This is a genomic window from Flavobacterium sp. JP2137, assembly GCF_050562195.1.
In the GTDB taxonomy this organism is placed as follows: Bacteria; Bacteroidota; Bacteroidia; order Flavobacteriales; family Flavobacteriaceae; genus Flavobacterium.
In genome coordinates, this window is the sequence record NZ_CP191647.1 from 620,465 (window position 1) to 644,033 (window position 23,569).

The window sequence follows — 23,569 nt, forward strand, 5'->3', positions numbered from 1 at the left end:
AAGGGGTTTATTTATAATAGTTTACGCAGGCTTCTAGGGTTGCTTCCACGGTGGGGAAACGCGCCAGTACCGAGCGTTTGGTAACTCCTTCTAAAGCGGCGGCAGTGGTTGTGCCAATGCAAAAGCACACTTCGTCGCCTATTTGATTTTGTTGTAGATAACTGTGAACGCCCGAGGGGCTATAGAAACAAATACCGCTGAGTGTGGCATCGATTTGCACGCTGGTCAAATCGGTTCTATACACCTGAAATTCGTTACAGGTCATTTGAGCTGCACTTAAGGCATCTGGCAAAACGGCGCTGCGCAAATTGCCGTTGAAGAAGCTGATTGTACAGTCGGGAAAATCGCGGGTGATAATCGGCGCCAACTCGCTGGCGTAATGCGCCCAAGCCAACACCTGCCAACCTTTTTCCTCCAAGAGTTCCTTGGTTTTAATACCCACACAAAAAACGGGCTTTTGCATCAGCGCTGACTTTTTGGGATGTTGACATATACTGGCCACGGCATTTTGACTGGTAATCAGCAAATAATCGTGTAATTCATCGATATCGAATTCCAACAGGGCGATGCTGATAAAATCCTGCTCCAACAACTTCAGGTTTCCCTGGCTCACCATAGCCTTTTGCCGTGGTGTAAGCGTTTTTGTCGATAAGATTTGCGGCGATTCACTCATGGTATAAAAGCTTCTACTCGTTTATTTTTTTAACTGTTCACGCAAACGCGTCATCAAGGCATCTCCGCCATTGTCCAGTATTTCCTTGGCGGCAAAAAAGCCCAACTTCTTCCATTCTTCGATGGGTACTTCTTTGTGTACTTCAAACTTCTCCACCCCGTCCAAAGAGAGTAAAACACCTTTAAAGGTCAGGGTATCGTCGTGTTCGTTGTACTGCACAAATGCGCCTATAGGCGCGGTACATCCGCCTTCGAGGGTTCTCAAAAACTGACGTTCTATATAGGTGGCGATTTCGGTTTCTATGTCGTTCAACTGCGCTACGGCATCCAACGCATAGTCGTCGTTTTCCATGGCTACCACCACCATCGCACCCTGAGCGGGAGCGGGGATCATCCAATCTAAATTGACGAAATTCTTCGGTTTTTTGGCGATGCGATCCAAGCCGGCGGCGGCAAAAATGGCCCCATTCCACTCACTATCTGCGAGTTTTTGCATACGCGTGTTTACATTTCCTCGCAAATCAACCGATTGATGCCCCGGATATTTGTTCAACCATTGCGCTTTGCGTCTCAAACTACCCGTGGCCACAGTAGCCACCGGTTGATCCAGGAAGGACAAATCGCCTTGGTGCAATAGAATATCCTTGGCGCTGGCTCTTTTGAGAACAGCGGCCTGAACGATGCCCTCGGGCAAAGCCGTGGGTACATCCTTCATCGAATGCACGGCGATGTCGACGGTACCCTGAATCATAGCCGTGTCTAGGGTCTTGGTAAATATCCCTGTAATCCCCATTTCGTATAGCGGTTTGTCGAGGACTAAATCTCCGGTAGACTTAACGGCGATAATTTCTGTTTTATAGCCGAGATCACGGAGTTTCTTCGCTACCGTGTTGGCTTGCCAAAGCGCTAACTCGCTATCGCGAGTTCCGATACGTATTGTTTTAGTCATTTTTTACAGTTTCAATTTGGAAGACTTTTTCGATCCACTCAATACTCTCATCGACCATGGTGTCTTCGTGTTTCAGGTGATTGGCAAAATGCGTGGTTATTTTTTGAATAATTCGCATACTGATTAGTTGCGCGTGTTCTTCTTGGAAGTTTTCTATTTTTTTTCGGTGGTAATTTAACTCGTTGTCTCTAATGACCTCCAACTTGGTTTTTAAGGCGTGTATGGTGGGCGCAAATCTGCGCGCCTGTGCCCAGGCTAAAAATTCGGTTTTCACCTCCTCAATAATCGCCTCTGCCTGAGGGATAAACTGCTTGCGTCGCTCCAGGGTATCATCGGTCATCTGCGACAAATGGTCGAGGTGAATCAGCGTTACTCCCGGCAAGTCGCGCACGTTTTCATCGACGTTTTTGGGAATGGACAGGTCCAAAATCAACAGCGGTTTATTCAGGTTTAAAAGCGTTTTGTCTACCGTCGGATTCTGAGCGCCTGTCGCTACGATCAAAACATCGGCCTGTCGAAGCTCGGAATGCAAATCGGCGTAATCCTTGACGATTAGGTTAAACTTACCCGCAATTTCCAAAGCCTTATCCTTGGTGCGGTTAATTAGAGTTATATGTTCGTTTTTGGTGTGTTTAACCAAGTTCTCACAGGTATTTCTACCTATTTTACCCGTTCCAAACAGCAAGATGTTCTTGCTCTGAATATCGGGTACGGTATTCATTATATATTGTACAGAGGCAAAGGATACCGAAGTGGCTCCCGAGCTGATTTCCGTTTCGTTTTTGATGCGTTTGCTCGCCTGAATAACCGCATTGACCAAACGTTCAAAGTAATTTGTGGTCAATCCCTTGGCACGCGCTTGGATAAAACTGTTTTTTATTTGACTGATGATCTCGAAATCGCCTAAAATTTGACTATCTAAACCCGTACCCACGCGAAACATGTGCGATATGGCATCCATGTTTTTATGCACATAAGCCACCTTCTGAAAATCCTCTATGGTACCATTGCTGTTGTCGCACAACAGCTTGATGAGCTCAAAAGGATGTTGGGCAAATCCGTATAATTCGGTCCTGTTACAGGTAGAAATAATAATCAAACTCGCTATTCCCACTTCATTCGCCTGATCAAAAACAGCACTTTTAGCGGTGTCGCTAAGGCTAAACTTCCCCCTCATTTCTGCATCTGCCTTCTGATAATTCAGACCGATTACATAAAATGACGCGTGTTTTACCTTCGTTGAGTTTTCCATATTATTTGCTTCAATTCTAAAAAGTACACAAATGTATCACTTCGCTTTAGATAAAAACACCGCTAGAGGGACTATTTATATCGTTCTTAGAAAAACTAAACAAAAGTGTGCATATTATTGTAAAAACCAGTACTTTTGTAGCAACAGCAATACTTTAGAACGAACTTATCTAGATTCATTCTAAATAAATAAGTCCGAGAAGTCGGCTGTTATGCTTTAAAAAAACAACGCTATGAGTCCACATGAAGAAGTAATAATTGAAGACGATTTTATACTGTTGCGATTCGACAACCAGAGCAACGAAACCCTCACCTACGAGCGGGAGATGAAAATGGGTATCATCCAATTTCACTTTGCTTTAAAGGGCAGCGCCCGTTTTGTGTTTAACCAGGGGAGTTATGTTTTGGAACTTCAGGGCGAGCGCTCTTTGGTTTTGTACAACCCCCAACGCGAATTACCGGTGCACTTGGAAATCGCACCAAATTCGTGGATAGTTTCCATTTTAATATCCATACAAAAATTCCACTCTTTATTCTCGACCGAAGCGGCCTTTATCGGATTTCTCAACGAAGAGACCAAGGATAAAAAGTATTATGGCGAAGAGAGCATCACGCCTTCTATGGCCATAGTGCTCAATCAGGTTTTCAACTACCACTTGAACCCTTCGATCAAAAAGCTGTATTACAAAGGCAAGACCTACGAGTTGCTGAGCTTGTATTTTAACCGAAACGAAGACCCCAACGCCGAGAACTGTCCGTTTTTAATAGACGAAGAAAACGTTTTAAAAATCCGCCGGGCCAAGGAGATCATCATCAGCCGCATGGCAGAACCGCCCACCTTGCAAGAACTCGCAGATACCGTTGGCATCAACATCAAAAAGCTCAAAATGGGCTTTAAGCAAATTTACGGCGATTCGGTTTTCAGCTTTCTATTCGATTACAAAATGGAATTTGCCCGCAAGCTTTTAAACAACGGCAATTACAACGTGACCGAAGTCGGTCTAAAAATCGGCTATAGCTCGGCGAGTCATTTTATATCGGCTTTCAAAAAGAAATTCGGGACTACACCCAAAAAATACCTGATGTCTATCAGTCAAAACATTTCATAAATCCCCAAAACAAACCACGATGAAAGGTGTATTATTAGTCAATTTAGGTTCTCCTAAAAGTCCGGAACCCAAAGATGTAAAACCCTATTTAGACGAATTTCTAATGGATGAGCGCGTCATCGACCTTCCTTATCTCTACAGAGCATTATTGGTCAAGGGAATCATACTCAATACCCGTCCTAAAAAATCGGCTGCGGCCTATAAAAAAATTTGGTGGGATGAAGGTTCGCCCTTGGTGGTGCTTTCACAGCGCACCCAGGCCAAAGTCGCCGACAAGATGGATATCCCTGTCGTATTGGCCATGCGCTATGGCGAACCGTCTATCGCACAGGGTTTAGAAAAACTACACCAACAGGGAGTTACCGATGTTTTTATGATTCCGCTATACCCGCAATTTGCGATGGCGACCACCGAGACCATCACGGTATTGGCCGAATCGCTTCGTCAGAAGTCGTATCCACAGATGAGCATTACGAGTCTGCCCGCCTTTTTTCACAAAAAAGAATACATCGCCGCCCTGTCGCAGTCGATTAAAGCCCACTTGGAAAATTACGACTACGACCACCTGCTCTTTTCGTACCACGGCATACCCGAGCGGCACATCAAAAAATCAGACATCACCAAGAGTCATTGTCAAATCGACGGAAGTTGTTGCAACACCCCCTCGCCCGCACATGATTACTGCTACCGCCATCAGTGTTATGCCACGACCAAACAGGTAGTAGAAACCCTGCAAATCCCCGCAGACCGATACAGCATCAGCTTTCAATCGCGTCTGGGTCGCGACAAATGGCTGGATCCCGCCACGGACAGCACCGTCAATCGACTGGCAGCCGAAGGCATTAAAAAGCTCGCTATAGTTACACCGGCCTTTGTTGCCGATTGCTTAGAGACCTTGGAAGAAATCGGCATGGAAGCCCGAGATGAGTTTTTGCAGCGCGGCGGCACGGATTTTAAAACCATTCCCTGCCTAAATGACGACGACCAATGGGTCGACGCCTTGGTAACCTGGATTAACGAATGGAAAACTAAATAGCAATTCGATGTATTTATACTTAAAAGCATTACATATCATTTTTATCGTTTGTTGGTTTGCCGGACTTTTCTATATCGTCCGGCTCTTCGTGTATTATGTCGAAGCACAGCTCAAAAGCGAACCGGAAAAAGAAATCCTTTCCGCCCAATACCAACTGATGACCAACAGGCTTTGGTACATCATCACTTGGCCTGCTGCCGTACTCGCTGTAGCCTTTGGCATCGGCATGTTTATTTACAATCCGGCTTTATTTTCACAACCGTGGATGCACGTCAAATTATTTTTCGTACTTTTATTGTTTATTTACCACTTTAAATGCCAGCAATTTGTAACGCAAATTGAACGACGCACCCTCAAAAAGACCTCTGCTTTTTTTAGACTTTGGAATGAGGGCGCCACGATCATTTTGTTTGCCGTTGTCTTTTTAGCCGTTTTAAAGAATGCCATACATTGGATTTACGGCGTCTTGGGCATCATCGCCTTGGCCTTTTTATTGATGATGGGATATAAGTTTTACAAAAAAATACGCCAACAGAACAAGCAGTAAATGAAAAACAATTTTCTATTGAGGAATTTTTCATTGCGAAATAGAATTTTTATTTCGTTGATTTTTCTGACTTTAATTTCGTCGGTGCTCATTGCAGCGGTATCGGTCTATCAATTCCGAAAAGAAGCGCGTACCTTTCATCAGGATCGCTTGGAACGCAAGGAAAACTCGATCAACGAGCACATAAACTTTATACTGGCCACCACGACCTATCCGCTAACCACCAAGAACCTCCCCTTGATATTCAAGGATAAAATCCACGAACTCGCCACCATACACAGCATCGAAATCAACATACACGACCTCAATGGGCAGCTGTTGATATCGTCCAAAGGGAATTTCTCCATAGACAGCATTCCCCCACCGATATCGCCGATGATATTAAAAATCCTACAATCGTCTCAATCCAAGCGCTTTGTCGATTTAAAAGTCATCAACAACGAGCGTTACCGCACGGCCTACAACTACCTCAAGGACAACAAATTCAAACCCTTGGGCGTTATACAACTGCCGTATCCGGAGGAAACCGAATTTTACGAAAACGAAATTCGCAATTTCCTCATGCGCTTTAGTCAGGTCTATCTCTTTATGCTGATCATGTCTATCACCATAGCCTATTTTCTATCGAGTTATATCACGAGTAAACTGCAGACGATCAGCACCAAGATAACCGAAACCCAACTCAACAAAAAAAACGAAAAGATTCTGGTCACCTCCTCGAGCAAGGAGATCAACGACTTGATTATCGCCTACAACCAAATGGTAGACCAATTGGACGACAGCGCTTCGAAGTTGGCGCAAAGCGAGCGCGAACAGGCCTGGAGGGAAATGGCCAAGCAAGTAGCCCACGAGATCAAAAACCCCCTAACCCCGATGCGACTCACCGTACAGAGTTTTCAACGGCGTTTTGACCCCAACGACCCCAACATCGTGCAAAAAGTAGACGACTATTCCAAAACCCTGATCCAGCAAATCGACACGATGAATTCCGTGGCCTCTGCTTTTTCAAACTTTGCGTCTATGCCCGCTCAGAAAAACGAAAACCTAAACGTGGTCAAGGTCGTACAATTGGCCTTGGAAATCTTTAACGAAAACTACATCCGCTTCGAATCGGAACACAAGAGCATCATCACCAAGATGGACCGCACCCATTTAATCCGCATCATCACCAACCTGGTCAAAAACGCCATACAAGCCATACCGGCTAGTCAAGACCATCCAGAAATCGTTGTATCCATCAAAAAAACAGGCGAAAACGTACTCTTGGAAGTAAAAGATAACGGGATTGGAATAAGCATTGAAAATAAAAATCGTATTTTCGAACCTAAATTCACGACCAAATCCAGCGGAATGGGATTGGGATTGGGAATTATAAAGAACATCGTAGAAAATCACAACGGCACGATCAGCTTCGAATCCGAGCCCGGAAAAGGGACTTGCTTTCAGGTAAGCCTGCCGATCATTAACACATAAAACACTCATTATGGAATTTGAAAACATTTTAGTTGAAAGAGAAGAGCCTTTGGCTATTTTGACTATTAATCGTCCTACCAAACTAAACGCCTTAAACAAAGCTACTATTGAAGAATTGCATCAAGCGCTAAAAGTACTGGAAAAAGATCAAGCCATACGGGCAATCATCCTCACGGGAAGCGGCGAAAAAGCCTTTATAGCTGGAGCCGACATTTCGGAGTTTGCCAATTTCTCTTTAAGCGAGGGATCACAATTGGCAGCCAAAGGTCAAGAATTGCTCTTTGACTATGTGCAAAACATCTCCAAACCGGTTATAGCAGCCATCAATGGCTTTGCCTTGGGCGGCGGTTTAGAACTCGCCATGGCAGCCGATTTCAGAATCGCTTCCGACAATGCCAAAATGGGCCTGCCAGAAGTAACCCTAGGAGTAATTCCCGGCTATGGAGGAACCCAAAGGCTTCCTCAACTGGTAGGAAAGGGTCGCGCGATGGAAATGATCCTAACCGCTTCGATGATCGACGCGGAAACAGCCAAATCCTACGGCTTAGTCAACCACGTAGTCCCACAAGCCGAACTCCTGACCTTCACCAAGGAAATCGCCCTTAAAATCGCTAGAAACTCCCCTTCGGCTGTCGGTAAGGCAATCAAAGCGGTACACGCCAACTTCAAAGACGGCGTAAACGGTTTCCACGAAGAAATCAAAGCCTTTGGCGAGTGTTTCGCCACAGACGATTTCAAAGAGGGCACCACTGCCTTCCTCGAAAAGAGAAAACCAACCTTTAAAGGATATTAATAAAAAAAGACCAACAGCTGTTGGTCTTTTTTTATTAATTGCGGATTTGCAGATTCGCGGATTCGTTGATTCGCTTATTCGCCGGGTTGCGTAAAGGAGTTCATTTTTCGAATAAAAAAGGCAGTACTTAAATACTTTCTGCAAACTCCGCTGGTACCCTTTTACATCAATGGCGGATTCGAGGATTTTTTGCGGATTCGCGGATTCGCTGATGGAAGATGCGCAAAACACCTCCTTCCCAAATTAAAGAAGCAAAAATTAAGAATTCACCGAATTCCATGTGAATTCACGTCTGGGTGTATCGGGAATACGCATTAAAAAACCGAGAATTTAGCGCATAAAAAAAGACCTTCGAAATGAAGGTCTTTTTTGTTGGCCTACTAGGACTCGAACCTAGGACGACTGAACCAAAATCAGATGTGTTACCGCTACACCATAGGCCAATGCTTGATTCTTTAAGCGTGATTACTTCTGTAATGCGGATGCAAAAGTAGCACTATTTTCGTAACCTGCAAACTTTCCTACAAAAAAATTCATTTTTTTTTATTTTTTGTAAGCAGTGACAAAAAAAACAGTTTCTTTGTATCTCTAAGTAATTTAAGAATCAAGTAACTATAATTTATGTTGACATTTAATTTTAAGAGGTGGGATTTAATCATTGGCTGGCTCGTTTTTGCCCTTGCTTTAACTACCTATGCTCTTACCGTCGAACCTACCGTTAGTTTTTGGGATTCGGGAGAGTATATAGCCACTTCAGCGAAACTCGAAGTAGGCCACCCACCGGGGGCTCCTTTATACCAAATGCTCGGCGCATTCTTTGCTATGTTTGCTACTGCGCCTCAACACGTCGCTTTAATGGTCAATATGGTATCGGTATTTTCAAGTGCCTTTGCCATATTGTTTATGTTTTGGTCCTTGACCAACTTGCTCAAAAAAATTAGTAGTAGTTATTCCGAGTGGAACAATTCCAATGCTATTGCAGTATTGGGAAGTGCCGCTGTAGGATCGCTTGCTTTCACCTTCTCGGACAGTTTTTGGTTTAGCGCCGTAGAAACCGAGGTATACGCTTCAGCCATGTTGCTCATTTCACTGTTGTTGTGGTTGGGTCTGCGCTGGGTCGACGAAATTGATCAAGCCCGAGGCAACAAATGGCTCTTGCTGATTTCCCTAATTATCGGACTCTCTTTTGGCGTTCACTTAATGGCTTTATTGACCATTCCGGCCATTGGATTTTTATATTTCTTCAAGAGATACCCCAAGGTAACCGTAACCAACTTTATCGTGGCCAACTTGGTTATCGTCGGCATTCTCTTTTTCGTTTTTATGTTCTTATTTCCATACACCTTAGGTTTTTTCGGAAAAATGGAAATCTTTGTCATCAACGAATTGGGTATGCCCTTTAACTCGGGAACCATACTGGCGTTCTTGTTGATTTTATCGTTTTTCATCTTCGGACTTCGGTATACAAAAAAGAAAAACAAGCCCTTTGCCAATACGATTTTGCTTTGTTTGATCTTTATCTTCGTCGGACTGACCTCTTGGGTCATGTTGCCCATACGTGCCAATGCCAATACGGTAATCAACGAAAACAGGCCTTCGGATGCTGCAGAGCTACTCGCGTACTACAACCGCGAGCAATACGGTTCACAAGGACTGACTTTTGACGCGATGTTTTCTTCCAAATACGCCGGTATAGACGAGGAAAACCCGTATATCGACGACAAGCCCAACTACGAAAGGGATTATACCACGGGCAAATACGTGATTATCAACAATTATAAAAATGCCTCACAAAACGTCGACAGCAACCACAAGGGCTTTTTGCCGAGAATGTGGAGCACCGACAACAGTCACCGCATCAATTATATGCGCTATACCCAACCTTTGGATTTCCGAATCAAGCCGGAATACGCACAAGAAGATCAGCTGGTACAGTTGGTATCTGGCGTAAGACAAGGTTTGAGAACCGGTGAAATTGGCTTGGAAGGTCTCGATCAATTTTTCAATCAACACGGTCGTTACCTAGACATCGATAAACCCTCGTTGTCCGACAACATCAAATTTATGTTTGAATACCAATTCGGTTATATGTACTGGAGGTATCTGATGTGGAACTTTGTCGGTCGCCAAGACGACATTCAAGGAAATGGCGGTACACAAAACGGCAACTGGATTAGCGGTATTAAATTTATAGACGAAATTCGCCTGGGCTCTCAAGACAATCTGCCTTCGGACGTCTTAAACAACAAAGGTCGAAACCTCTATTTCTTTCTGCCTTTTATACTGGGAATCATCGGTGTGATTTTCCATTTCAAAAAAGATAAAAAATCCTTTTATGTGTTGCTGGTCTTGTTTCTATTTACCAGCCTCGCCTTAAAAATATTCTTAAACGAACGTCCTTTCGAGCCTCGAGAGCGTGATTACGCCGTAGTGGCCTCCTTTTTTGTGTTTGCGCTATGGATCGGATTTGGCGTTTACGCCCTGTACGACGGACTAAAAAAATACCTGAGCCCCAAAATTGCGGGTCCCGGTATCATTGCGGTATCCTTGCTTTGTGCACCGATACTCATGGCTTACCAAAACTGGGACGATCACGATCGCTCGGACAAATACACCGCTTTGGCCAATGCCAAGGCCTATTTGGACTCTTGTGACCCCAACGCCATATTGTTTACCATCGGTGACAACGACACCTTTCCTCTTTGGTATTTACAGGAGGTCGAAGGCTATAGAACAGACGTACGCGTAGTGTGTACTTCCCTCTTGCCTCAAGACTGGTATATCGATCAGATGAAATCCAAGGCCTATGACTCGGAACCCCTACCGATTAACTTTACACATGATCAATACGTAGCGGGAACGCGCGACATCGTGTTAATCGAGGAGTTGATTGAAGACCGCATCGACATCAAACAATTTTTGGACTTTATACGCTCGGATCACCCGCGTTCCAAAACCAAAACAGATTCGGGTCAAACCCTGTATTTGGTCCCAACGGGCAAGATTCGAATTCCGGTAGACAGCACGGTTATCGCCAAGAACAACATCGTATCTAAAAACCTACGCGACCAAGTGGTTCCGCATATCGATGTGGATATCAGCGACCGCGTCTTATACAAACACCGATTGATCATGTTGGACATCATTGCCAACAACAACTGGGAGCGTCCGGTATATTTCTCCGGAGGCAGTTTCGGCAACGACGATTATCTGTGGATGAAAGACTATTTGCAACTCAGCGGTCTCACCTATAAGCTGGTTCCGATTAAAACGGCAATTAGCGAACAAACCCACACCTTGTACATGGGCGGCATCGATTCCGATCGCATGTACAAAACCGTGATGGGTTGGTCTTGGGGCAATAGCGGCGGCAACATCTACCACGACCCACAGACGCGCAGAAACAGCATACAGTACCGCATTAACCTCGCTAGGCTAACGGAAAAACTCATCGAAGAAGGACAGCTTAAAAAAGCCAAGGACATCATCGATTTGGCCATGACCAATATGCCTATCGATCAGTTCCAATATTACAGCTTGGTACAGCCCTTTGCGGAATCGTATTACCTGGTAGGCGAAAAGCAAAAAGCCCGAGAGATTATCGATCGATTGGTCGTAAAATCTCAAGAGCAATTGAACTACTACAACGGATTAAACGTGGGCGATCAGGAGTATTACGCCATGGAAATCATGAGCGAAATCGAAACCTACAGACAGCTGTTGCAGATCGCCGAAGAACACGATGTGGACTACTACAAAAAAGGCGTTCCGGTTTTCAACAAATACAACGGTTATTTCGCCCGATTTAAGCGGAGCAACTTAGAATAAACAAACCCGAAAAAAGCGATATGAACTAAAACCACTTATCGCTTTTTTCTATTATAAACTTCGTATTTTTGCAGTGGCTGTAAGCCATAAAGAAACAAGATGATAGAAAATAAAAACCCCTCCAAAACCGCCCTTTCACAATTGGGAGAATTTGGACTGATTGAGCATTTGACCAAAGTATTCGAAATTGGTCAGGACACCACCATCAAGGGAATTGGCGACGATGCAGCTGTTTTAGACTTTAAAGACAAACAAACCGTAGTATCTACCGATTTATTGGTAGAGGGCGTGCATTTTGATTTGGCTTATATGCCACTCAAGCACTTGGGCTATAAAGCCGTAGTAGCCAATCTGTCGGACATCTATGCCATGAATGCGGTACCCAGCCAAATCACCATCTCCATAGCCGTTTCCAATCGCTTCCCTTTGGAGGCCTTGGAAGAGCTCTTTGACGGTTTTGCCCTGGCGGCCAAGCATTACCAAGTAGACGTTATTGGTGGCGACACCACCTCTTCGCAAAAAGGGTTAATCATCAGCATTACCGCCTTGGGTTATGCCCAAGAAGACGAGATCGTTTACCGAAGTGGCGCGGGCGACAAAGACCTGCTTGTGGTTACGGGCGACATAGGAGCAGCCTATATGGGGCTGCAAATACTCGAACGCGAAAAACAAGTGTTTTTGGTCAATCCCAACAACCAGCCCGACTTAGATGCCTACAGCTATTTGATCGAGAGACAACTCAAACCCGAAGCGCGCAACGACCTTAAAAAGCTCTTAGCCGATTTGGAGGTACACCCGACCTCGATGATAGACATCTCCGACGGCTTGTCGTCTGAGATATTGCATTTGTGCAAGCAATCGCAAGTAGGCTGCAAACTCTACGAGGACAAATTGCCCTTGGATCCCCAGTTTATCAACGCCTGTGAGGAATTTCAATTTGACAGCACCACGATTGCCCTAAACGGCGGCGAAGACTACGAGCTGCTCTTTACGATTAAAATGGAAGATTTTGAGAAGATCAAAGGAAATCCGCACCTTTCCATCATTGGCTATATCAATCCAGAAGACGAAGGCACGCATTTAATCACTAGAGAAAACACGCAAATAGCGCTGAAAGCCCGTGGATGGAATGCCTTAGAAGAAGATAACGACTAAAATAAGGCACCGAGAAATTCGGTGCTTTCCTTTTTATACTAACCTTTACGCTGTACCGCTCCGATATTTTAGTTTGATTCTAAATTTTCGTCTTTATGACTCAAATGGTTTTCAAATAATTATATTTACGGTTAGCAAAATATCGAACAAAAATGAACAAAAAGTATCAACTTACTGTAAACTCCGATTCGAATTATCAGTCCGCTGACCTCTTGGGTTTAGAGGTAGACTCCACTTTGGTTTCTCCCCTAAACTACCACGTTTTAAAAGACCATAAGTCCTTTACCGCTACCATTGGCGAAAGTCATTTTGAGCAAAAGCACTATGTGGTTAAGGTAAACAACAACACCTATAGCGTAAACATCCAAAATCACTTGGATCTACTGATTAAACAATTGGGCTTTTCACTGGCAAGCAGCAAGCAAGTCAATGCGATTAAAGCACCGATGCCCGGATTGATTTTGGAAATCAGCGTACAAGTAGGTCAGGAAGTCTCTGAAAACGACAATCTACTGATTTTAGAAGCGATGAAAATGGAAAACAACCTGAGTTCGCCGCGTACGGGAATCATTAAATCCATCTCCGTTTCCAAGGGAGACACGGTTGAAAAAGGACAATTGTTAATTGAATTCGAATAGGATTATGAAAAAAATATTGATAGCCAACCGAGGCGAAATAGCTGTTCGTATCATGAAAACAGCGAAGAAAATGGGCATACAAACCGTAGCCGTATTTTCAACAGCAGACCGCAATGCTCCCCATGTAAAAATGGCCGACGAAGCGGTATGTATAGGCGAAGCGCCGTCGAGTCAGTCGTATTTATTAGGCGATAAAATCCTCGAGGTAGCCAAGCAATTGGGCGTTGACGGCATACATCCCGGCTATGGATTCCTCAGTGAAAACGCGCAATTTGCCAATAAGTGTGAGCAAAACAACATCACTTTTATCGGTCCGAATTCCCATGCGATTGAAGTTATGGGAAACAAGCTCGCAGCTAAGGAAACGGTGAAAGCCTACGATATTCCCATGGTTCCCGGTTTGGACGAGGCCATTACCGATATCGACAAAGCCAAACAAGTGGCTGCACAAATCGGCTTCCCGATTTTGATTAAAGCCGCCGCAGGTGGTGGTGGAAAGGGAATGCGTATCGTGGAAAACGAAAAGGAGTTTGAATCGCAAATGCAACGCGCAATATCCGAAGCGACCAATGCCTTTGGCGATGGCTCGGTATTTATCGAAAAATACATCGGTGCTCCCCGTCACATCGAAATTCAGGTTTTGGCCGATAAACACGGAAACATCGTACACCTTTTTGAAAGGGAGTGCAGCATACAACGCCGTCATCAAAAGGTTGTAGAAGAAGCCCCTTCGGCTGTATTAACACCGGAAATCCGACAAAAGATGGGTGCCGCAGCCGTACAAGTTGCCGCTTCTTGTGATTACGTAGGTGCGGGAACGGTAGAGTTTTTGCTCGACGAAAACAAAAATTTCTATTTTCTAGAAATGAATACCCGCTTGCAAGTGGAACACCCGGTAACCGAGTGGATCACGGGCTTGGATTTGGTAGAAATGCAAATTCGCATCGCCGATGGCGAAGTATTGCCCTTTAAACAAGAAGACCTCAAAATCCAAGGTCATGCCATGGAATTAAGAGTATATGCCGAAGACCCGCTAAACGATTTCCTACCAAGCGTTGGTCATTTAGACACCTATATCTTACCTGTGGGCGAGGGAATTCGCGTAGACAACGGTATCGAACAAGGAATGGATGTGCCTATTTACTACGATCCGATGCTCGCCAAACTCATCACTTACGGCAAAACCCGCGAGGAAGCCATTCAAGTGATGCGTCAAGCCATTCAAAATTACCAGGTCGAAGGCATCAGTACTACGCTGCCTTTTGGTCAATTTGTCATGGAACATCCCGCTTTTAAATCGGGGGATTTCGACACTAATTTCGTCAAGAAATACTACCATGCCGAGCTGTTAAAAGAACAGTATCAGGAGGAAGCGCAAATAGCGGCTTATGTGGCTTTGCAGCAGTATTTAGACGATCAGAAACAATTACGCCTACCTAACTAGTCCATCATGAATTCGAAAATAAATCAATTACAAGATAAAATCGCACAAGCCCATTTGGGCGGAGGCGAAAAGAGAATTGCCACGCAACACAGCAAGGGAAAACTAACCGCCAGAGAGCGCATTTCGTATTTGTTAGACGAGGGCTCTTTTGAAGAAGTGGGGATGTTAGTCACCCACCGAACGACGGATTTCGGCATGGAAAAAGAGATTTACTATGGCGATGGTGTGGTTACCGGTTACGGTACCATCCACGGTCGCTTGGTCTATGTATTCGCACAGGATTTCACCGTTTTTGGAGGAGCCCTTTCGGAAACCCATGCCGAGAAGATTTGTAAAATCATGGATATGGCCCTAAAGATGGGTGCTCCAATGATCGGATTAAACGATTCTGGAGGTGCGCGTATTCAAGAAGGCGTTCGCTCACTAGGCGGTTATGCCGACATCTTTTTTAGAAACGTACAAGCATCGGGGGTCATCCCGCAAATTTCGGCCATTATGGGCCCTTGCGCTGGTGGAGCCGTTTATTCTCCTGCCATGACCGATTTTACGATGATGGTCGAGGGTTCTAGCTATATGTTTGTAACCGGGCCTAGCGTAGTGAAAACCGTGACCAATGAAACCGTGACTTCTGAAGAACTCGGTGGTGCCAGTACGCATTCCACCAAATCAGGTGTAGCGCATACCACCTCAGAAAACGATGTGGTTTGTCTGGAAGACATCAAAAGACTTTTGAGCTACCTACCGCAAAACAACACCGAAGCACCGGCCTTACTACCGATAACTTTAGGCGAGGAAACCCGTCTAGAATTGGACGCCATCGTTCCGGAAAGCGCCAATAAGCCCTACGATATGAAAGAGGTGATCAACGGCATCATCGATGCGGATTCCTTTTTCGAGATCCACAAGGATTACGCGGAAAACATCGTGGTGGGATTTGCCAGACTCGGCGGACGCAGCATCGGTATTATCGCGAACAACCCCATGTTTTTAGCGGGATGTTTGGATGTAAACAGTTCGATTAAAGCGGCGCGTTTTACCCGTTTTTGCGATGCCTTTAACATTCCCCTACTCGTTTTGGTCGACGTACCGGGCTTTTTGCCAGGAACCGATCAGGAGTGGAACGGAATTATCGTTCACGGCGCCAAATTGCTCTATGCCCTAAGCGAGGCTACGGTACCAAGAGTAACCGTAATTACGCGCAAGGCGTATGGTGGAGCTTATGACGTGATGAACTCCAAACACATCGGAGCCGACTTAAACTTTGCTTGGCCCAATGCCGAAATAGCGGTAATGGGCGCCAAAGGCGCCAGTGAAATCATCTTTAAAAAGGAAATTTCAGAAGCAGCTGATCCCGCGGCTAAGCTGGCGGAAAAAGAAGCCGAATACGCCGAAAAATTCGCAACACCTTATCGCGCGGCACAACGCGGCTTTATCGATGAAGTGATTTTACCACACGAAACCCGTAGAAAACTGATCAAGGGATTCGCTATGTTGGAAAACAAAGTTGTAGATACGCCTAAGAGAAAACACGGTAATATTCCGCTATAACGCTCTCGGTTTTTCAAGAGCTAAACGTCCTTCTGTATTCGTATAGAAGGACGTTTTTTTTCAGCTAACAACCTGACTTACAATGTTAAATTTTTTAATAAAAATATTTTTTATGCTTTTTTTTATACTTTTGGTTCTGAACAAATTATATCAAAATAGGCTAATTATAAAAATCTTTTATCATGAAAAATTATGTAATTCTAATGCTTTTATACCTGATGACAACCGCGTGCTGTAGTAGTTCAGATTCCAATCCTACACCTGTACCCACACCTACACCTACGGTATATGAACCAAAGGTTATGCTCTTAAAGGTTAACTACCTTACAAATGCCTTTGAAGGGGCAGTAGAAATCCCCCTAGAAAAAAAGAGCTCTACCTTTACGCTTCGCAAAGAATATCAAGAACCCTCTGACATCGGAAACATCAAATTGTTTCACAAAGAAACCGATCAACTGTTGTTTGATGCTAGTATAATTTGGATGGGTAAAGGCCGTATTTCTTATCCACAATTTATAGCTCCCGATAACTTTGAAAGAGTAGCCCAGCCAAATCCGATTTATCCTGTAAACGGTTTTAAAATGCTTATCTTATTTGACTCCTTTTTTGTAGAGCCCGATTTGACCCAGGCCTGGGCTAGGGTACAAACCGTAATGCTAGCACGCGAGTATCTAAACGCCAATCCCGAGCAACAAGTCAATGTATACTTGCATCAACCCAGTGCAGACGTGGGAGATCCCGAAGACTGGAGATGGATTTTCTTCCTAAAAAACTAAACCGAAATCACTTGATGAAAAAAAAATCTTTTCAGGGGTTAAACGCATAGCTGTAGTTTATTTTGACAAACCCATGAACTGCAGCTATATCGATTTTTCACCACTGTGGAATACGCACACGATAGCCGACAAAACAGCCCTTAAATCAAAAAAACATTAGCCCAATATGCTGTAGAACAATACCGCATAATACATTGAATTATACCCGCATTGAGAACGGCCCGCAATGCTTGTTTTTATTTTGTTAATTTCAAAGTTGTGCCCCGCGATTTTATACCTTTGACCTTCCTTTCACTACACCTAAAATTTTTTGTCGTGCAAAAAAAACTTCTACTAAGCCTGTTGCTCGTATTTACAAATATGATCTACGCTCAAATCCGACCTTTGCACATTGAAAAGGTAGCGGATAACCTCTATACCTACACCACTTATCAGGAGTTTCAGGGCACCTTGTATTCCTGCAACGCCCTTTACCTCCTTACCGACCAAGGGGTGGTATTGTTCGATACTCCCTGGGACAAAACCTTAAATCAGCCGCTGTTGGACTCCATTCAAGAGAAACATCAAAAAAGCGTGATTAAAGTGTTCGCCACCCATTGGCACAACGACCGCGCCGGCGGTTTTGACTTCTTTAACAGCCTGGGAATCGACACCTATTCCTCGGCGCGAACCAACAGCATATTGCGCCGAGAAAAACTCGCTACAGCCCGATATGAATTCGGCGACGAAGTCAGCTTTAGCGTAGGCGGAGAAACCTTTGAACTGTGGTTTCCGGGTGAAGGACACACCACAGACAACCTGGTCGTTTGGTTTGCCAAGCAAAAGGTACTCAACGGCGGTTGTCTGGTTAAAAGCAGTACGGCAAAGGACTTGGGCTTTACCGCCGATGGCGATATAGCCGCTTGGCCAGAAACCATTAAACGCCTGCAACAGCGCTATAAAAAAGTGGAGATCACCATACCCGGCCACGACGACTGGAGGCAACCGGGGCATATACAACACACCTTAACGCTGCTAAAAGCGGCAAAATAAGACTAGATCATTCATTTTGCGACTAATACGGCAGCTCAACCGACGGAAAAGATTAAAAATCGGATCATCCTATACATAATCTCAAGTCTTTTGCTATTTTTGCAGTATGGCAAAACAAGATGATATTTTTAAAAATGTTATTTCGCACGCAAAGGAATACGGATTTATATTTCCGTCCAGCGAAATTTATGACGGTTTAAGCGCGGTTTATGACTACGCTCAAAACGGAGTGGAACTCAAGAAAAACATTCGTGAATACTGGTGGAAATCCATGGTTCAAATGCACGAAAATATTGTGGGCATTGATTCTTCGATATTTATGCATCCGACCATTTGGAAAGCCTCGGGTCACGTCGATGCTTTTAACGACCCCTTAATCGACAATAAAGATTCGAAAAAGAGATACCGTGCCGATGTATTGATAGAGGATTACTGTGAAAAAATCCATCAGAAAGCACAGAAGGAAATCGAAAAAGCCAGTAAGCGCTTTGGCGACTCATTTAACGAAGAAGAATTTATAACCACCAATCCAAGAGTGGTGGAATACCTCGCTAGAAAAAAGGCCATCCTCGAGCGTATGGCTCAGGGGTTGGACAGCGGTGATTTGGCCGATGTAAAAGCCTTGATTGAGGAATTGGAGATTGCCGATCCCGATACGGGCTCGAGAAACTGGACCGAAGTGCGTCAGTTCAACCTGATGTTCGGAACCAAGCTCGGCGCTTCTGCCGATACGGCTATGGATTTATACCTTCGACCGGAAACGGCTCAGGGTATCTTTGTCAATTTCCTCAACGTACAAAAGACCGGAAGAATGAAGATTCCCTTCGGAATTGCACAGACGGGAAAGGCGTTTAGAAATGAAATCGTAGCGCGTCAGTTTATCTTCCGCATGCGCGAATTTGAACAGATGGAAATGCAGTACTTCGTCAAACCGGGCGAGGAGATGAAATGGTATGAATACTGGAAGGAAACCCGTCAGAAATGGCATTTATCCTTGGGAATGGGTGCGGAGAATTACCGCTTTCACGACCACGAAAAATTGGCGCATTACGCCAATGCCGCCACGGATATCGAATTTAATTTCCCCTTTGGATTTAAGGAATTGGAAGGCATTCACTCCCGTACGGATTTCGATTTAAAAGCACACGAACAACATTCGGGCAAAAAACTTCAGTTTTTTGACAACGATACCAACAGCAGCTATGTGCCTTATGTGGTAGAAACCTCTGTAGGTCTGGACCGTATGTTTTTGGCTATTTTCTCCAAATCGCTACAAGAAGAGGTTTTGGAAGACGGCAGCAGCAGAACGGTATTGCGACTTCCCTCTGTATTGGCACCGACCAAGGCAGCGGTATTGCCGTTGATCAAGAGAGACGGATTGCCGGAATTGGCGCGTGAGATCATCGAGGAGCTCAAGTGGGACTTCAACGTAGCCTACGACGAGAAAGACGCTGTAGGGCGAAGATACCGTCGTCAGGACGCTTTGGGAACCCCTTTCTGTATCACCGTAGACCACCAGACTCTGGAAGACCAAACCGTTACTATACGTCACCGCGACAGCATGAAACAAGATCGCGTGGCCATTTCAGATTTAAAAAACCTGATACAAGACGAGGTTTCTATAAAAAACTGGCTAAAACGCATGTAAATGCAAACCGAATATCGAAAAAGGCGCTGTTTAAAAACGACAGCGCCTTTTTTATTTTATATCTCCAGCTTTATATCTTATTGATTTTTAACACAATTACAAGAAAAAATCAAAAAAAATTTAGTATTTTTAATCAGCAGTGGTTATTAACCTAGATTAAGTTTCTTCGCCGATAAACACCTTAATTTTGAACATACTAAAAATAGAAAATCATGAAAAAATTAATTTATGTATTTGTCGCCGTATTCGCATCGGCCACTATGTTTGCTCAAACGACTTGGAAAGTCGATCAAATGCACTCGTTTTTAACCTTTTCGGTTAAGCACTTAGGCATTTCTTTTGTCGAGGGAAAATTTGATCAGTACGAAGGTTCTTTTACCGCGAGTAAAGCCGATTTAACCGACGGGAAGTTTGACTTTAGCATTCAGTCTAAAAGCATCAACACCGGAGTTTCCATGCGTGACGACCATTTGAGAACCAACGACTTCTTTAATGCAGAGAAATACCCCACCATTACCTTTACCTCCACATCGCTTAAAAAGGTTGCCGACAACAAATACGTTTTAGACGGTACGCTGACGATTCGCGGTATTGCCAAACCGGTAAAATTTGACTTGGTATACGGAGGTCTTTTAAAAGACGATGGACAGGGAAATCAAAAAATGGGCTTCCAAGCGACTACGACAATCAACCGATTTGACTTTGACGTAGCCTATGACCCAACTGGACAAACCATTGCCAAAGAGGTAAGCTTAAAAGTAAATTTGGAGTTTACGAAGTAAACACCCGGTAAAACAACACCCTGTTTTGCAACAAAAAGGACGTTTTTCTCTGGAAAAACGTCCTTTTTACTTTATTTAAACAGTTCTTTTGTCGTGATTATCCGCGTCCCTACATCGGCATTCAGACTGTGTTCGATCATTTTCCGCGCCAAATCGGCCACGGTTATCGGGCGGTATTTCTTGGCGATACCCAAGCGGTTTAAAAACTGAATCAGTCCTTCAAAGGTCTTTTCTGTCTTGCGATCCGTTTCGGGTCTGATCAACAAACTCGGTTGAAATATCGTGAGCTTTTTAAAATCCAGCGCGCGGATCGCCTGTTCCAAAGCGCCTTTCATCTTGGAGTAAAACACCCCCGATTGGGCATCTGCGCCAATGGCAGAGACCAAAACAAAATTGGGTATGCCATTGGCACGTGCGCTTTGTGCAAAATTGTATTGATAGTCGTAGTCTACTTTCCACTGCCGCTCTTTCGTTCCCGCCGCTTTTAAAGTGGTACCCATGGCCGAAAAGGCCACCTCGCCTACCACCAATGGTGCCCACAGCTCCGGTTGTTCAAAATCGACCTGCTGCACCAGGAGTTTGGGGTGGCTGTACGGAAAACCGTTGCGCACAAATACCGTCACACTTTCCACAGCGTCGGTTTCGAGCAATTGCCCGACCAACTCCAGTCCGGTAGCTCCCGTAGCTCCTATAACTAATGCGCGTAACCCCTTTGTCTTATCCATGATTAAACTTGTTTCTTTATTAATTATGCGGTTGTAGCATATTCTGTGGATCTAAGATCTCGTCCAGCCTTTCCTTGGTCAACAATTCGCGTTCCAAGACCAGCTGGTATACACCTTTACCGGTTACCAGAGCTTCTTTGGCAATGGCGGTACTCGCCTTGTATCCAATATACGGATTTAATGCCGTAACGATACCGATGCTGTGCAAAACCATGTCTTTGGTATGCTTTTCATTGGCGGTGATGCCCACGACACATTTTTCATTTAGGGTGTGCATCGCGTTTTGCAAAAACGTCATCGACTCCATCAAAGCCTGGGACAATACGGGTTCCATAACATTGAGCTGTAACTGCCCTGCTTCGGCGGCCAAGGTTACCGTTAAATCGTTGCCCATTACCTTAAAGCAAACCTGATTGACCACTTCGGGAATCACGGGATTGACTTTTCCCGGCATGATAGACGAGCCGGGCTGCATAGGCGGCAGGTTGATTTCATTCAAACCCGCACGAGGCCCCGACGACAACAAGCGCAAATCGTTGCATATCTTGGAGAGCTTGATCGCTAATTTTTTTAAGGCCGATGAATAGGCCACCAAGCCACTGGTATCCGATGTGGCTTCGATCAAATTCGGAGCCGAAGTCACCGCTTCCTCCAGGATAACACCCAAATTTTGTGCACACAACTCCGCATAGCCCGGCACGGCATTCAATCCCGTACCTATAGCCGTCGCCCCCATATTGATTTCCAAAAAGGCTTGGGCTGCCTGGTTTAACGAAGCCACCTCTTTTTCCAAAGTAAAGGCAAAGGCTTCAAACTCCTGCCCCAAGGTCATGGGCACCGCATCTTGCAATTGGGTACGCCCCATTTTTACGATGTGTACAAAGGCCTGTCCGCGGCTTCTAAAAGCGGCTACCAACTGTTGCAACTCCAACACCAATCCCTTGTTCATTTCGAATAAGGCAACTTTTAACGCAGTCGGATACGCATCGTTTGTCGATTGGGACAAATTGACATGATCGTTTGGCGAGCAAAACTCATAGCTGCCCTTGTCCTTTCCCATCAATTCCAAGGCGCGATTGGCAATAACCTCATTCGCGTTCATATTGACCGAGGTTCCCGCACCTCCCTGTATCATATCGATCGGGAATTGCGCTAACCACTGTCCCGAAATAAGCTCTTGACAGGCCTTTTCAATGGCGGTATAAATTTCTAACGGCAAGACCTGCAGTTCGCAATTGGTTTTTGCCGCAGCCCATTTTACCTTGGCCAAGCCCTTTACAAACTCGGGATAATCCGATAGCTTTTGGTTGGATATTTTAAAATTTGCAAGTGCTCTTTGCGTTTGAACGCCGTAATAAGCGGATTTCGGAATTTCCAAATCCCCTAAAAGATCACTTTCTATACGAGTTGGTTCCATGATATATATTGATTTTGATGAGATAACAAGTTACAAAGCAATTTTTTGAACTGCTGATAAATAAATCTTAATTTTTACTGCGATTTCAGCGGGCGCTACAGTCCTTCCTTGAAAAAGGTCGTTTTCTCACTCGAAGAAGCCCTCGACATAATACCAACTGCCGTTAACCGCTTCAAATAGCGAGCGCTCCCAATGCGTTTGCAGCACCCCATCGGCATCGCGATAATACGCCTTAAAAATCACTTGAGTTTCTTGGACGTCCAGCACTTCCAATCGCAGCCACTCGCTTTCCTGGGCCCAATCGATTATAGCTTGTTTCTTATAGCGGTAACGCTTTTTGGGGTGGGTGGTTTTAACCATATAGTCTGCGTTGACCAGCACATAAGCCGAGTACCGAGAGCGCATTAGTTGTACGGCCGACTGGGCCAGGCGCTCCCCTTTTAACAGCGGACCACAGCAGTCTTCAAAAACAGCTGCCGCACCACAGTAGCAAGAATTTCCTTCCATTAAACGGGCAATTTAGTTTCCAATTCCTCGACGATCTTTAAAAACTTACCCCATTTCACCAATTCTTCATCATCGGCTGTATGGTCGAGTCCGTCTAAGATCATCGTTTTGATTTCTTCCAGTTGGCGCTCGCTGTTTGCGCGATCATTCTGAGCGATGCTCACCATCAATTGCATAATTTCTCTTTGTGTATTTTCTAAAGCCTTCTTCATCTGGTTTGTTTCTGTATTGAATATTCA

21 protein-coding genes and 1 tRNA gene are annotated in these 23,569 nt (G+C 44.7%); 14 read left to right on the top strand and 8 right to left on the bottom strand.

The features are described 5' to 3' along the window. Positions 1–7: 7 nt before the first annotated feature. The 3 genes from ACQZ43_RS02755 to hemA are packed head-to-tail and all read right to left on the bottom strand — an operon-like array spanning position 8 to position 2,873. Entirely contained in the window at positions 8–673 is a 666-nt protein-coding gene (locus ACQZ43_RS02755) for a uroporphyrinogen-III synthase (protein ID WP_430614327.1), read from the bottom strand. 21 nt (positions 674–694) lie between these two features. After that, positions 695–1,621, bottom strand: a complete 927-nt coding sequence (hemC, locus tag ACQZ43_RS02760; RefSeq protein WP_430614328.1) for a hydroxymethylbilane synthase — start codon at positions 1,619–1,621, stop codon at positions 695–697. Continuing rightward, positions 1,614–2,873, bottom strand: coding sequence for a glutamyl-tRNA reductase (gene hemA / locus ACQZ43_RS02765; RefSeq protein WP_430614329.1), 1,260 nt, complete (start codon positions 2,871–2,873; stop codon positions 1,614–1,616). The genes hemC and hemA overlap by 8 nt, the downstream gene beginning before the upstream one ends. Before the next feature lie 232 nt (positions 2,874–3,105). Here hemA and ACQZ43_RS02770 point away from each other — a divergent pair, with 232 nt between their 5' ends. Genes ACQZ43_RS02770 through ACQZ43_RS02790 form a run of 5 tightly spaced genes read left to right on the top strand, consistent with a single transcriptional unit; the run spans position 3,106 to position 7,830 of the window. Beyond that, on the top strand, positions 3,106–3,981 hold the full coding sequence (locus ACQZ43_RS02770; RefSeq protein WP_430614330.1) for a helix-turn-helix domain-containing protein: 876 nt from the start codon (positions 3,106–3,108) through the stop codon (positions 3,979–3,981). Positions 3,982–4,000: 19 nt separating this feature from the next. Further along, on the top strand, positions 4,001–5,017 hold the full coding sequence (gene hemH, locus ACQZ43_RS02775) for a ferrochelatase (protein WP_430614331.1): 1,017 nt from the start codon (positions 4,001–4,003) through the stop codon (positions 5,015–5,017). Between the two features lie 7 nt (positions 5,018–5,024). Beyond that, positions 5,025–5,564, top strand: coding sequence for a CopD family protein (locus tag ACQZ43_RS02780; RefSeq protein ID WP_430614332.1), 540 nt, complete (start codon positions 5,025–5,027; stop codon positions 5,562–5,564). After that, a complete protein-coding gene (locus ACQZ43_RS02785; protein WP_430614333.1) occupies positions 5,565–7,037 on the top strand; it encodes a sensor histidine kinase in 1,473 nt (490 codons plus the stop codon). A gap of 10 nt (positions 7,038–7,047) precedes the next feature. Beyond that, complete coding sequence (locus ACQZ43_RS02790) at positions 7,048–7,830, top strand: enoyl-CoA hydratase/isomerase family protein (RefSeq protein WP_430614334.1); 783 nt, start codon at positions 7,048–7,050, stop codon at positions 7,828–7,830. A gap of 372 nt (positions 7,831–8,202) precedes the next feature. Here the strand turns inward: ACQZ43_RS02790 and ACQZ43_RS02795 are convergent. Further along, positions 8,203–8,273 (bottom strand) — tRNA-Gln (locus ACQZ43_RS02795). Positions 8,274–8,451: 178 nt separating this feature from the next. Here ACQZ43_RS02795 and ACQZ43_RS02800 point away from each other — a divergent pair. The 9 genes from ACQZ43_RS02800 (at position 8,452) to ACQZ43_RS02840 (ending at position 20,681) form a co-directional block, all read left to right on the top strand. Further along, on the top strand, positions 8,452–11,658 hold the full coding sequence (locus ACQZ43_RS02800) for a glycosyltransferase family 117 protein (protein WP_430614335.1): 3,207 nt from the start codon (positions 8,452–8,454) through the stop codon (positions 11,656–11,658). Positions 11,659–11,757: 99 nt separating this feature from the next. After that, entirely contained in the window at positions 11,758–12,813 is a 1,056-nt protein-coding gene (gene thiL, locus ACQZ43_RS02805) for a thiamine-phosphate kinase (protein WP_430614336.1), read from the top strand. Positions 12,814–12,965: 152 nt separating this feature from the next. Further along, positions 12,966–13,451, top strand: coding sequence for an acetyl-CoA carboxylase biotin carboxyl carrier protein subunit (locus ACQZ43_RS02810; protein ID WP_430614337.1), 486 nt, complete (start codon positions 12,966–12,968; stop codon positions 13,449–13,451). A gap of 4 nt (positions 13,452–13,455) precedes the next feature. After that, complete coding sequence (accC, locus tag ACQZ43_RS02815; protein ID WP_430614338.1) at positions 13,456–14,895, top strand: acetyl-CoA carboxylase biotin carboxylase subunit; 1,440 nt, start codon at positions 13,456–13,458, stop codon at positions 14,893–14,895. 6 nt (positions 14,896–14,901) lie between these two features. Further along, on the top strand, positions 14,902–16,443 hold the full coding sequence (locus ACQZ43_RS02820) for an acyl-CoA carboxylase subunit beta (protein WP_430614339.1): 1,542 nt from the start codon (positions 14,902–14,904) through the stop codon (positions 16,441–16,443). A gap of 182 nt (positions 16,444–16,625) precedes the next feature. Further along, positions 16,626–17,219: a hypothetical protein gene (locus ACQZ43_RS02825; protein WP_430614340.1), complete on the top strand. Its 594-nt coding sequence runs from the start codon at positions 16,626–16,628 to the stop codon at positions 17,217–17,219. A 315-nt stretch (positions 17,220–17,534) separates the two neighbouring features. After that, on the top strand, positions 17,535–18,251 hold the full coding sequence (gene bla / locus ACQZ43_RS02830; RefSeq protein WP_430614341.1) for a BlaB/IND/MUS family subclass B1 metallo-beta-lactamase: 717 nt from the start codon (positions 17,535–17,537) through the stop codon (positions 18,249–18,251). Positions 18,252–18,357: 106 nt separating this feature from the next. After that, a complete protein-coding gene (locus ACQZ43_RS02835) occupies positions 18,358–19,899 on the top strand; it encodes a glycine--tRNA ligase (RefSeq protein ID WP_430614342.1) in 1,542 nt (513 codons plus the stop codon). A gap of 212 nt (positions 19,900–20,111) precedes the next feature. Further along, a complete protein-coding gene (locus ACQZ43_RS02840) occupies positions 20,112–20,681 on the top strand; it encodes a YceI family protein (RefSeq protein ID WP_430614343.1) in 570 nt (189 codons plus the stop codon). 71 nt (positions 20,682–20,752) lie between these two features. On the opposite strand, the gene ACQZ43_RS02845 is transcribed toward ACQZ43_RS02840, so the two are convergent. The 4 genes from ACQZ43_RS02845 to ACQZ43_RS02860 all read right to left on the bottom strand — a co-directional run bounded on the left by ACQZ43_RS02845 (position 20,753) and on the right by ACQZ43_RS02860 (position 23,542). Beyond that, a complete protein-coding gene (locus ACQZ43_RS02845; RefSeq protein WP_430614344.1) occupies positions 20,753–21,406 on the bottom strand; it encodes an NAD(P)H-binding protein in 654 nt (217 codons plus the stop codon). Positions 21,407–21,425: 19 nt separating this feature from the next. Next, positions 21,426–22,823, bottom strand: coding sequence for an aspartate ammonia-lyase (aspA, locus tag ACQZ43_RS02850; RefSeq protein ID WP_430614345.1), 1,398 nt, complete (start codon positions 22,821–22,823; stop codon positions 21,426–21,428). 126 nt (positions 22,824–22,949) lie between these two features. Next, positions 22,950–23,330 carry a YchJ family protein gene (locus tag ACQZ43_RS02855; protein WP_430614346.1) on the bottom strand — a complete coding sequence of 127 codons (381 nt, stop codon included), beginning with the start codon at positions 23,328–23,330 and terminating at the stop codon, positions 22,950–22,952. Further along, positions 23,330–23,542, bottom strand: a complete 213-nt coding sequence (locus ACQZ43_RS02860; protein ID WP_430614347.1) for a hypothetical protein — start codon at positions 23,540–23,542, stop codon at positions 23,330–23,332. Before ACQZ43_RS02860 ends, ACQZ43_RS02855 begins: the two co-directional genes overlap by 1 nt. Positions 23,543–23,569 lie beyond the last annotated feature (27 nt).